General features: G+C 71.6%; 9 protein-coding genes. 3 read left to right on the top strand and 6 right to left on the bottom strand.

What is annotated here, in order from left to right:
• Positions 1-358: 358 nt before the first annotated feature.
• A complete protein-coding gene (locus ACN6LM_RS36295) occupies positions 359-1318 on the top strand; it encodes a zinc metalloprotease (protein WP_445069688.1) in 960 nt (319 codons plus the stop codon).
• A gap of 55 nt (positions 1319-1373) precedes the next feature.
• Here ACN6LM_RS36295 and ACN6LM_RS36290 read toward each other — a convergent pair whose 3' ends face one another.
• Entirely contained in the window at positions 1374-1952 is a 579-nt protein-coding gene (locus ACN6LM_RS36290) for a dienelactone hydrolase family protein (RefSeq protein ID WP_361029664.1), read from the bottom strand.
• Between the two features lie 37 nt (positions 1953-1989).
• On the opposite strand from ACN6LM_RS36290, the gene ACN6LM_RS36285 reads away from it, so the two are divergent.
• Positions 1990-3117 carry a mechanosensitive ion channel family protein gene (locus ACN6LM_RS36285; protein ID WP_445069687.1) on the top strand — a complete coding sequence of 376 codons (1128 nt, stop codon included), beginning with the start codon at positions 1990-1992 and terminating at the stop codon, positions 3115-3117.
• 16 nt (positions 3118-3133) lie between these two features.
• Here the strand turns inward: ACN6LM_RS36285 and ACN6LM_RS36280 are convergent, their stop codons facing one another.
• From ACN6LM_RS36280 to ACN6LM_RS36260, 5 genes are all read right to left on the bottom strand, one after another.
• Positions 3134-4720, bottom strand: coding sequence for a Na+/H+ antiporter (locus ACN6LM_RS36280; protein ID WP_445069686.1), 1587 nt, complete (start codon positions 4718-4720; stop codon positions 3134-3136).
• Between the two features lie 107 nt (positions 4721-4827).
• The gene (locus ACN6LM_RS36275; protein ID WP_445069685.1) at positions 4828-5304 is read right to left on the bottom strand and encodes a GNAT family N-acetyltransferase; all 477 of its coding nucleotides are present in this window, start codon (positions 5302-5304) and stop codon (positions 4828-4830) included.
• The gene (locus ACN6LM_RS36270) at positions 5301-6242 is read right to left on the bottom strand and encodes an RluA family pseudouridine synthase (RefSeq protein ID WP_164399216.1); all 942 of its coding nucleotides are present in this window, start codon (positions 6240-6242) and stop codon (positions 5301-5303) included. The genes ACN6LM_RS36275 and ACN6LM_RS36270 overlap by 4 nt, the downstream gene beginning before the upstream one ends.
• Before the next feature lie 51 nt (positions 6243-6293).
• Positions 6294-6953 (bottom strand): signal peptidase II, encoded by a 660-nt coding sequence (gene lspA / locus ACN6LM_RS36265; protein WP_445069684.1) that lies wholly within the window; start codon positions 6951-6953, stop codon positions 6294-6296.
• A gap of 57 nt (positions 6954-7010) precedes the next feature.
• Positions 7011-7652, bottom strand: a complete 642-nt coding sequence (locus ACN6LM_RS36260) for a TraR/DksA family transcriptional regulator (protein WP_445069683.1) — start codon at positions 7650-7652, stop codon at positions 7011-7013.
• Positions 7653-8202: 550 nt separating this feature from the next.
• Between ACN6LM_RS36260 and ileS the strand changes: the two genes are divergently transcribed.
• Positions 8203-11346, top strand: a complete 3144-nt coding sequence (ileS, locus tag ACN6LM_RS36255) for an isoleucine--tRNA ligase (RefSeq protein WP_445069682.1) — start codon at positions 8203-8205, stop codon at positions 11344-11346.
• The last annotated feature ends 167 nt before the right edge of the window (positions 11347-11513 follow it).

Below are 11513 nucleotides of genomic sequence, written 5' to 3'. Positions count from 1 at the left end.
TCGGGTCCGCCCCCTTCCGCTTCGGCCCGGCGCACGCACGACCGTTGTGATCCAGCCATCGAAGGCCGCGTCACCGGCTGATGACGGCTGCGTGGCGAACGGCTCTCCGCGCGGACGGAATCCGGACACACCGACCGCCGGGGCGCGCCGATACCTGAAGTTCGTTTCTCAAACTCCGGACCGGCGAGAAGTTTTTCTCCCCGTTGCCCCGTTCTGCACCGCGGATCATTGGGCCGGATCACTCCTGCCCCAGCATGACATGCGCACGTAATCTCCCCGGCGACAGGCGAGGAAACCCCTCCCCTTCCCACGTCCGCGAGGAGCCCCCGTGCGCACTCCTGCCCGTATATCACCGCGTATGCGCCACCGCGCGATCGGCATCGCCGCCCTGGCCGGAACCCTGGCCCTGGCGCCCCTCACCGTTCCCTCCGGCGCCACAGCCGCGTCCGGCGCCACGGCGGCCGGGTCCGCCGACGCCTGTGCGGACGCCCCGGCCTCCGCCGCGGCCCGCCAGTCCCGGCCCGGCGGCCCCCAGCACGCGGCCGACCCCAACGAACTCACCAGCGCCCAGGCCGCGGCCATCGACAAGCAGACGAGACAGAGACTCGCCGAACGCCGCCTCACCGGCCCCTCGCTCGCCGCCGGCGCGACCATCCCGGTCTACTTCCACGTCATCCACTCCGGTACCACGGGCAAGCTCACCTCGGGTGACATCAGCAGCCAGCTGAGCGTGCTGAACGCCGCGTACAGCGGCCAGGGCACCGGCAACACCGCCACCGGCTTCCAGTTCTCCCTGGCCGGCACCGACTACACGGACAACGCCTCCTGGTACAACCTCTCCTCCGGCTCGTCGGCCGAGAAGGCGATGAAGACGTCCCTACGCAAGGGCGGCAAGAACGCGCTCAACATCTACACCGCCAACCTGGGCGGCGGGCAGATCGGCTGGGCGACGTTCCCCAGCTCCTACGCCTCCAGCCCGTCCATGGACGGCGTCGTCATCCTCGACGCCTCGCTGCCGGGCGGCCCCGCGACGCACTACGACGAGGGCGACACCGCGACGCACGAGGTCGGCCACTGGATGGGCCTCTACCACACGTTCCAGGGCGGCTGTAACGGCCAGGGCGACTACGTGGACGACACGCCGGCGGAGAAGACCCCCGCCTACGAGTGCCCGACCGGCCGCGACTCCTGCGCCAGGCAGTCCGGCATCGACCCGATCCACAACTTCATGGACTACACGTACGACGCCTGCATGACCCAGTTCACCCCGGGCCAGGTGCGGCGGATGAGCGACAGCTGGACCGCCTACCGCGGCTGACCGCCCCGGCGACTCCCGAAGGGCTCCGCGCGACCCGCGCGGAGCCCTTCGCGCGTCACAGAGTGGCGAGGAACCCGATCGCGACCTTCCAGGCCAGCTCCGCCGCCTCCCGGTCGAAGTCCGGCAGCTCCGGGTCGGTGAAGAGGTGGCCGGCACCCGGGTAGCGGTAGACCTCCACGTCCGCCCCGGTCCGCTGCATGTCCAGGTACCAGGAGTTCAGCCAGTCGGCCGTCTCGTACGGGTCGGGGTCGGCGACGTGCAGCTGTACGGGCAGCTCGTCCACCGAGGCGTTCTCGGCGATGTCCGAGGTGCCGTGGAGGAGCAGCAGCCCGCGCGCCTTCTCGTCGCCGAGGGCCAGCGTCTGGGCGACCGAGGCGCCGAGCGAGAAGCCGGCGTACACGAGGCCCTGGTCGGAGTAGGGCGCGGCGGCGAGCACGGCCCGCTTCAGCAGCTCCTCCTTGCCGGTCTCCTCCCGGAACGCCTCCGCTTCCTCCACCGAGTCAAAGGTGTGCCCCTCGAACAGATCGGGCACGCGCACCTCGTGCCCTGCGGCGCGCAGCCGTTCGGCTGCGGCGTGCACGGCGGGGCGCAGACCGTACATCGAGTGGAAAAGCATGATGTTCATGACGCCCATGGTGCCAGTTGCGTTCGAAGGGATGGAGAGCGACAGCATGGAGAGTGTTCTGCGGCCGCTGATCGTCCTCGGCGGCTCGGTGGTGATCACCCTGGCAGCGGGCTGGTTCTTCGATTTCCTGCTGAGGCGCACCGACGCCCGGCACCACGACACCCCGCTGTGGGGGCTGCTGCGGCGCTGCCGCATACCGTTCCAGTTGGTCATGTGCGCGGCACTGCTGCGCGGTACGTACGAGCGGACCGGTCTCGGCCCGGTCCAGGACCACCGGGTGGGCATCGGCCGGCTGCTGACGCTGGTGCTGATCGGCGCATCGGCCTGGCTGGTAGTGCGGATCGCCATCGCGGTCGTGGACTCCGTGTACGCGCGCTACGCGGCGGCCCACAACCGGGACCCGGCACGGGTGCGGCGGGTGCGGACGCAGGTGACGCTGATCCAGCGGGTCGTCATCGCGATCGTGACGATCCTGGCCGTCGCGGCCATGCTGCTGACGTTCCCCGAGATGCAGGCGGTCGGCACCTCGATGCTGGCCTCGGCCGGTCTCGTCGGCATCGTCGCCGGTGTCGCAGCCCAGTCCACGCTGGGCAACCTCTTCGCGGGTCTCCAGATCGCGTTCGGCGACATGGTCCGCATCGGCGACACCGTGGTGGTGGACGGCGAGTGGGGCACGATCGAGGAGATCACGCTGACCTTCCTCGCGGTGCGTACGTGGGACGAGCGGCGGATCACGATGCCGGTCTCGTACTTCACGGGCAAGCCGTTCGAGAACTGGTCGCGCGGCGGGGCGCAGATGACCGGCTCGGTCTTCTTCCACCTCGACCACTCGGCGCCGATCGAGGCGATGCGCGACAAGCTGCGGGACATCCTCGGCGAGTGCGCCGCCTGGGACGGCCGGAACTGGTCCCTGGCCGTCACGGACACCACCCCGACGACGATCGAGGTGCGCGCGGTCGTCACGGCGAAGGACGCGGACGACATCTGGACGGCGCGCTGCGCGGTCCGGGAGCAGCTGATCGGCTGGCTGCGCGACCACCACCCCTACGCGCTGCCGCGGGTCGCGACGGCCCCCGCGGCGCTCCCGCCCGGCGACGCGTGGCCGTCCGTGAACGGCACGGACGAGAAGTCCGCGAGCAGCTGGAACAGGACCCCGCGTACCGGCCGGGGCTGACCGCCGGAACAGGCCCTCAGCGCAGGCTGCGTACGTCCAGCTGCCGCAGGACCCGGTCCACGACCTCCGGGTCCGAGCCGGGCTCGCTGCGCGCGGAGAGCACGGCGTGGCGGGCGGCCGACATCATCTCGCGCTGGACACGGCTGACCACCTGGAACCGCTCGACGCGCCTGGCGTAGGCGTCCCGCCGTTCGTCGTCCACCATCTCCGGGCTGATCCGCGCCCCCACGTCGTACGCCAGCCGGTGCAGCCGGTCGGCCACGTCCTCGGGCAGGTCCTCGGTCTCCTCGATCTTCTTCAGCCGCTCCCGGGCCGCCTTGGCCGCCCGGACCGCGAGGTCCCTCTCCAGGGCCGCCTCGGCGTCCGTGTCCGCGCGCACCCCGAGCCGCCGCACCAGCCAGGGCAGCGTCAGCCCCTGGAAGACCAGGGTCACCATGATCACGGAGAACGCGATGAAGACGATCTCGTCGCGGCCGGGGAACGGCTTGCCGTCGTCCGTCTCCAGCGGGATCGCGAGGGCCAGCGCGACGGAGGCCACCCCGCGCATCCCGGCCCACCACATGATCACGGTCTCCCGCCAGCTGGTGGGGATCTCCTCGCTGACGTCCCGCCGGGTGTGCAGCCGCTTGGCGAGCCAGGTGGCCGGCAGCAGGTACAGCAGCCGTACGCCGACGACGACCGCGACGACCACGAGGCCCCAGCCGGCCGTCTCCAGCAGGCGTCCGTCGGCCGTGCCGAACACGTTGTGCAGTTCGAGGCCGATGAGCCCGAAGGCGATCCCGGTGACGAGGGTGTCGACGATCTCCCAGAAGGTGCGTCCGGTGAGCCGGCCGAGGACGTCGTCGGCGTCCGCGGTGTGCTCCGCGAGGAACATCGCGGTCATGAGGACGGCGAGCACGCCGGAGCCCATCAGCTCCTCGGCGAGCACGTAGCTGACGAACGGCACCAGCAGGGTCAGCCCGACCTGAAGGGTGGCGTCGCCGAGCAGCCCCATGAGCTTGATGGTGAGCCAGCCGAGCGCGACGCCCACCGCGACGGCGACCACCGCGGACAGCACGAGCAGCCCGAACGCCTCGGGCCACGAGAAGGTCCCGCTGACGGCCGCCGCGATGGCCACGTGGTACAGCACGATCGCGGTGACGTCGTTGAACAGCCCCTCGCCCTCCAGGATGGAGATGAGCCGCCGGGGCAGCCCGACCGATCCCGCGACGGCGGTGGCGGCGACCGGGTCGGGCGGGGCGACGAGCGCACCGAGCGCGACGGCGGCGGCGAGCGGCAACCCCGGCACGATCGCGTCGGCGACCGCGGCGACGGCCGCGGTCGTGAGGAAGACCAGGGCGACGGCCAGCAGGAAGATGGGCCGCTTGTTCGCGGCGAACTGCCGCCAGGAGGTGCGCTGCACCGAGGCGTAGAGCAGCGGCGGCAGCAGCGCGGGGAGGATGATCTCCGGCGGGATGTCCACGTTCGGCACGAAGCTGAGGAAGGCCAGGACGACACCGAAGAGCGTCATCAGCACCGGCGCCGGCAGCCTCAGCCGGTCCCCCAGCGGAACCGTGACCACGGCCCCGAGCAGCAGCAGGAGCAGCAGTGACATCTGTTCCACGGGGTGACTTCCGAAGCGCTCCGGCCGGGCCCGGTCCACTCCCGGCCGATTCCCCTCACCCTGCCATGCACCCCCCGGCCGCCGGGGTCAGGGGGCGCGGCGGGGCGTCAGATCGTCCGGCGCATCGCGCGGTGCGCGATTCCCGCGTCCATGAACTCGGGGCCGTACGGCCCGTAGCCGAGGCGCTCGTAGAAACGCAGGGCGTGCGTCTGGGCGTGCAGGTCGACGGCGGCGAGGCCGTTGTCGCGGGCGGCGCCCTCGATGGCCCGCACGAGCGCGGCGCCGACGCCGAGGTCGCGGGCCTCCCTGCTCACCGCGAGCCGGCCGAGCGAGCCGACCGTGGGGCCGGCGCCGGTGTGCGCCGCGGCGGCGGGGCCGTGCAGCAGCCGGCCGGTCCCGAGCGTGGTGCCGTCCGCGGCGACGGCTATGACGTGCAGCGCGTCCGCGTCGTAGGCGTCGTACTCGATCTCCTCGGGCACGTTCTGCTCACCGACGAAGACCTCCTTGCGCAGCTGGAAGCACGCGGCGCGGTCCCGCTCGTCGGTGACGGTCCGGGTGGTGTACGCGAGGGGCCCGGTCGTCACTGGCTCTCCGCCGCGATGCGGTCCAGCGCCTGCTGGAGGTCGTCCGGGTAGGTGCTGGTGAACTCGACCCAGCTCCCGTCGGCGGGGTGCTCGAAGCCCAGCTTCACCGCGTGCAGCCACTGCCGGGTCAGGCCGAGGCGCTTGGCCATGGTGGGGTCAGCGCCGTAGGTGAGGTCGCCGACGCAGGGGTGGCGGTGGGCGGACATGTGCACCCGGATCTGATGGGTGCGCCCGGTCTCCAGCTTGATGTCGAGGAGGCTGGCGGCCCGGTACGCCTCGATGAGGTCGTAGTGCGTCACCGAGGGCTTGCCGTCGGCGACGACCGCCCACTTGTAGTCGTGGTTCGGGTGGCGGCCGATGGGGGCGTCGATGGTGCCGCTCATCGGGTCCGGGTGTCCCTGGACCAGCGCGTTGTACTTCTTCTCCACGACCCGGTCGCGGAACTGGGCCTTGAGCAGGGTGTAGGCGCGCTCGGACTTGGCGACGACCATCAGCCCGGAGGTGCCGACGTCGAGCCGGTGCACGATGCCCTGGCGCTCGGCGGCGCCGGACGTCGAGATCCGGTACCCGGCCGCGGCGAGGCCGCCGATGACGGTGGTGCCGGTCCAGCCGGGGCTGGGGTGGGCGGCGACGCCGACGGGCTTGACGATCACCACGATGTCGTCGTCGTCGTGGACGATCTCCATGCCCTCGACGGGCTCGGCGACGATCTGGACGGGCGCGGCCGCCTGAGGCATCTCCACTTCGAGCCAGGCACCTCCGTGCACCCGCTCGGACTTCCCGACCACCGAGCCGTCCACCTGCACCTTGCCGGCTGCGGCCAGGTCGGCGGCCTTGGTGCGGGAGAAGCCGAACATCCGGGAGATGGCGGCGTCGACACGCTCGCCCTCCAGGCCATCGGGGACGGGCAGGGTGCGGACCTCGGGTTGCGTACTCACCAGTCGAGTATGCCTTGCCCCCGCCGGTCCCCGTTCCCCAGTCCTCAGTCCTCAGTCCTTGTGCACGGTGCCGTCGGGGTCCAGGCCCTTGAAGGAGAGGAACACGATCAGGATGCCGCCGCAGACGATCGCGGAGTCGGCCAGGTTGAAGACGGCGAAGTGGGCGGGGGCGATGAAGTCCACCACCGCGCCCTCGAAGACGCCCGGCGCGCGGAAGATGCGGTCGGTGAGGTTCCCGAGCGCCCCGCCCAGGAGCAGACCGAGCGCGATGGCCCACGGCAGGCTGTACAGCTTGCGCGCCAGCCGCGCGATCACCACGATGACGGTCGCCGCGATGATCGTGAAGATGATCGTGAACGCCTCGCCGAAGCCGAACGCGGCACCCGAGTTGCGCAAGGCGTCCAGCTTGAGCCAGTCGCCGATGAGCTCGATCGGCTCCTGGTGCTCCAGCTTCGCCACGACGAGCATCTTGCTGCCGAGGTCGAGCAGGTACGCCACGACGGCGACGCAGAAAAGCAGGATGACCCGGCGCCGGCGGGTGGCCGGGGAGCGGTCGACGGCCGCGTCCGCGTCCGTCGCGGTGGCCCCGGTGTCCTGGGCGTCCGGCGCGCCCGGCTCCGGGGAAGCGGGCGGGCCGTCCGGCCCGGTCTCTCCGCTTCCCTCAGCTCCGGTGATGTCCGGCGTACCGATGATGCGCTCCGCCTCTGCCACGTGAGTCCCTCAACCTAGTTCCCGACTGAGGACGAGGGTACGGCACGCCCGTGCGAATCAGCCGCGTCGCTCCTGCTTCTGTTTGTCCTCGACGCACAGCGTGGCCCGGGGAAACGCCTGCATCCGCGCCTTGCCGATCGGCTTGCCGCAGACCTCGCACAGCCCGTACGTGCCGGCCTCCAGCCGGGCCAGGGCTCGCTCGGTCTGGTCCAGCATCTCCTGGGCGTTGGCGGCGAGCTGCATCTCGTGCTCGCGGGTGATGTTCTTGGTGCCGGTGTCGGCCTCGTCGTCGCCCGCCCCGTCACCGGAGTCCCGCATCAGCCCGGCCAGCGCGAGGCCGGACGCCTCCAGCTCGTTGCGGAGCCGGGTGATCTCGCCGGTCAGCCCGTCCCGCGCGGCGTCGACCTCCTCCGGGGTCCACGGGTCCTCGCCCGGCCGTACGGCCAGGTCCGCCGGCGCCGTGGCGACCCGGGCGGGCGGCACGGGTGCCGCGTCCTCGCCCGCGGTCCGGGTACTGGCCGCGCTCTTCTTGGCTACCACCGTGTGGGCTCCCGTCTGATCGGCGGCCTCGGCCGCCCCCGTGGTCGCCGGGGCCGCGGTGGCCCCGGTCTTCTTCGGCGTGGTCTTCTTCGACGCGGCCTTCCGGGCCGCCGCCTTCCTGGCGGAGGTCTTCTCGCCGGGCGCTTTCTTCTCCACCATGGCCGCGGCCCCTTCACGCACTGTGATCTTGCTCGCGAGTCGTGCTGGGACGATAAGTCGACCCCCGGCCCGCGGCAACGGGGCACGCCGCCGCATCGCCCCTCCCCGTGTCCGGATCACTGTGCGCCTGCATCCGTTGTGCCCAGCTCCCCGACGGGTAATCCGGCTTTCCGCCGCGCGCCGGGCCGCGCTCCGGCCGGGTGCGCCCCGTATGGCCATTCGGGTCACGCCCGGCCCCTCCGTAAACCGGTCGGACGCCGTGGCCCGCGGCCCGTACACTGGCCCCAGCGAGAGGCGTGGATGGGACGAGTAGCGTCGTACGCAGCCAGTAGCGACCCGGGGACGGTGGGAGCCCGGGGGCGAGCGCGTCGTGAAGATCACCCCGGAGCCGCCGGAAGAACGCCCCGCGGGGCGCGTAGAACCGGCATCGCACCCCAATGAGGGGGTCCGGGGCGCACGCCCGGGGCCAAGGAGGGTGGTACCGCGGGAACCGGTTCGGTTCTCGTCCCTCCGACGGAAGTGGAAGACGTCCGCCGGAGGAAGCCCGCACATGACATCGCCGCAGTACCGCCAGGTACCCGCCCAGGTCGACCTGCCCGCCCTCGAGCACGCGGTGCTCGACTTCTGGCGTGAGAACAAGGTCTTCAACAAGAGCCTCGACCAGTCCGAGGGCCGCCCCGAGTGGGTGTTCTACGAGGGTCCGCCGACCGCCAACGGCATGCCCGGCGCCCACCACATCGAGGCCCGCGTCTTCAAGGACGTCTTCCCCCGCTTCCGGACCATGCAGGGCTACCACGTGGGCCGCAAGGCAGGCTGGGACTGCCACGGCCTGCCGGTCGAGCTGGCCGTCGAGAAGGAGCTGGGCTTCAACGGCAAGAAGGACATCGAGGCGTACGGCATCGCCGAGTTCAACGCCAAGTGCCGCGAGTCCGTGACCCGGCACACCGACGCCTTCGCCGAGCTGACGACCCGCATGGGCTACTGGGTCGACCTGGACGACGCGTACCGCACCATGGACCCCGAGTACGTCGAGTCCGTGTGGTGGTCGCTGAAGGAGATCTTCAACAAGGGCCTGCTGGTCCAGGACCACCGCGTCGCCCCCTGGTGCCCGCGCTGCGGCACCGGCCTCTCCGACCACGAGCTGGCGCAGGGCTACGAGACGGTCGTCGACCCCTCGGTCTTCGTCCGCTTCCCGCTCACCTCGGGCCCGCTGGCCGGCGAGGCGGCGCTCCTGGTCTGGACGACGACCCCGTGGACCCTGGTCTCCAACACCGCCGTCGCCGCGCACCCGGACGTCACCTACGTCGTCGCTACGAACGGCGAGGAGAAGCTCGTCGTCGCCCAGCCGCTGGCCGAGAAGGCGCTCGGCGAGGGCTGGGAGCTCACCGGCCGGTCGTTCACCGGCCGCGAGATGGAGCGCTGGACGTACGAGCGCCCGTTCGCCCTGCTCGACTTCCCGGCCGAGGCGCACTACGTCGTCAACGCCGAGTACGTGACGACCGAGGACGGTACGGGTCTGGTCCACCAGTCCCCCGCGTTCGGCGCCGACGACCTCCTGGTCTGCAAGGCGTACGGACTGCCGGTGGTCAACCCGGTCCGCCCCGACGGCACCTTCGAGGAGGACCTGCCGCTGGTCGGCGGGGTCTTCTTCAAGAAGGCCGACGAGGCGCTGACCGAGGACCTCAAGGACCGCGGCCTGCTCTTCCGCCACGTCCCGTACGAGCACAGCTACCCGCACTGCTGGCGCTGCCACACCGCGCTGCTCTACTACGCGCAGCCGTCCTGGTACATCCGCACCACGGCGGTCAAGGAGCGGCTGCTCCAGGAGAACGAGAAGACCAACTGGTTCCCGGACTCCGTCAAGCACGGCCGCTTCGGCGACTGGCTGACCAACAACGTCGACTGGGCGCTGTCCCGCAACCGCTACTGGGGCACCCCGCTGCCGATCTGGCGCTGCGAGGAGGGCCACCTCACCTGCGTCGGTTCCCGCGCCGAGCTGGGCGAGCTCTCCGGCACGGACCTCTCCGGCCTGGACCCGCACCGCCCGTTCATCGACGACGTCACCTTCGCCTGTACGCACGAGGGCTGCGGCCTGGAGGCGCGCCGCGTCCCGGAGGTCATCGACGCCTGGTACGACTCGGGCTCGATGCCGTTCGCGCAGTGGGGCTACCCGTACAAGAACAAGGAGGTCTTCGAGAGCCGCTACCCGGCGCAGTTCATCTCGGAGGCCATCGACCAGACGCGCGGCTGGTTCTACACGCTGATGGCGGTCGGCACGCTCGTCTTCGACAAGTCCAGCTACGAGAACGTCGTGTGCCTGGGCCACATCCTCGCCGAGGACGGCCGGAAGATGTCCAAGCACCTGGGCAACATCCTCCAGCCGATCCCGCTCATGGACCAGCACGGCGCGGACGCGGTGCGCTGGTTCATGGCGGCGGGCGGCTCCCCGTGGGCGGCCCGGCGCGTGGGCCACGGCACGATCCAGGAGGTCGTCCGCAAGACGCTCCTCACGTACTGGAACACGGTGGCCTTCCAGGCCCTGTACGCCCGGACGTCGGACTGGGCGCCCTCGGCCGCGGACCCGGCGCCCGCCGACCGCACGGTCCTGGACCGCTGGCTGCTCGGCGAGCTGAACACGCTGGTGGACCAGGTCACGCAGGCGCTGGAGGGCTACGACACGCAGCGCGCCGGCAAGCTGCTGTCCGCGTTCGTGGACGACCTGTCCAACTGGTACGTGCGCCGCTCCCGGCGCCGCTTCTGGCAGGGCGACAAGGCGGCGCTGCGCACGCTGCACGAAGTGGTGGAGACCGTCACGCGGCTGATGGCCCCGCTGACCCCGTTCATCACCGAGCGGGTCTGGCAGGACCTGATCGTGCCGGTCACCCCGGACGCGCCGGAGTCGGTCCACCTGTCGTCCTGGCCGAAGGCGGACCCGGCGACGATCGACCCGGCGCTCTCGGCGCAGATGGCGCTGGTGCGGCGGCTGGTGGAGCTGGGCCGGGCCACGCGTGCGGAGTCGGGCGTCAAGACCCGCCAGCCGCTGTCCCGGGCGCTGGTCGCGGCCTCGGGCTTCGAAGCCCTGTCCGCGGAGCTGCGCGCCCAGATCACGGAGGAGCTGAACGTCTCCTCGCTCGCCTCGCTCTCCGAGGTGGGCGGCTCGCTGGTCGACACCACGGCCAAGGCGAACTTCCGGGCGCTCGGCAAGCGCTTCGGCAAGGGCGTCCAGGCGGTGGCCAAGGCGGTCGCGAACGCGGACGCGGCGGCGCTGTCGCTGGCCCTGCGCGAGGGCACGGCCTCGGTGGAGGTGGACGGCGAGACGGTCACCCTGGCACCGGACGAGGTGATCATCACGGAGACCCCGCGCGAGGGCTGGTCGGTCGCCTCCGACTCGGGCGCGACGGTGGCCCTGGACCTGGAGATCACGCCGGAGCTGCGGCGGGCGGGCCTGGCCCGTGACGCGATCCGCCTGATCCAGGAGGCCCGCAAGAACAGCGGCCTGGACGTGGCCGACCGCATCGCCGTCCGCTGGACCTCCGCGTCCCCGGCCACGGCGGAGGCCCTGACCGAGCACGCGACGCTGATCGCGGACGAGGTGCTGGCGCTGGACTACGCGGAGGGCGAGGCGGACGGCGCGTACGGCGCACCGTTCGAGGACGAGGGCCTGTCCCTGACGTTCCGCCTCCGCAAGGCGTAGCGAACCCTCGCGTCTCAATCGCCGGAGGAGCTGGAAACCCAGCCTCGCCGGCGTTTGAGGCGCGGGGTCTGGGGCGGAGCCCCAGTTTCGGGAAGGGGCGGGCAGGGGACAGCCGCGCGCAGCGCCCCCACGCTCGTACGCAAAAGGGCCGGGGCCCAGGGAAAAAC

The organism is Streptomyces sp. SAS_281, from assembly GCF_052542855.1.
This window is presented reverse-complemented; position numbering and strand designations above follow the sequence as displayed.

Excerpts from the sequence above, each read along its gene's own strand:
- ACN6LM_RS36285 (WP_445069687.1), top strand. The coding sequence starts at position 1,990 with ATGGAGAGTGTTCTGCGGCCGCTGATCGTCCTCGGCGGCTCGGTGGTG.
- ACN6LM_RS36290 (WP_361029664.1), bottom strand. The coding sequence starts at position 1,952 with ATGGGCGTCATGAACATCATGCTTTTCCACTCGATGTACGGTCTGCGC.
- ACN6LM_RS36260 (WP_445069683.1), bottom strand. The coding sequence starts at position 7,652 with ATGGTGGAGAAGAAAGCGCCCGGCGAGAAGACCTCCGCCAGGAAGGCG.
- ileS (WP_445069682.1), top strand. The coding sequence starts at position 8,203 with ATGACATCGCCGCAGTACCGCCAGGTACCCGCCCAGGTCGACCTGCCC.
- ACN6LM_RS36295 (WP_445069688.1), top strand. The coding sequence starts at position 359 with ATGCGCCACCGCGCGATCGGCATCGCCGCCCTGGCCGGAACCCTGGCC.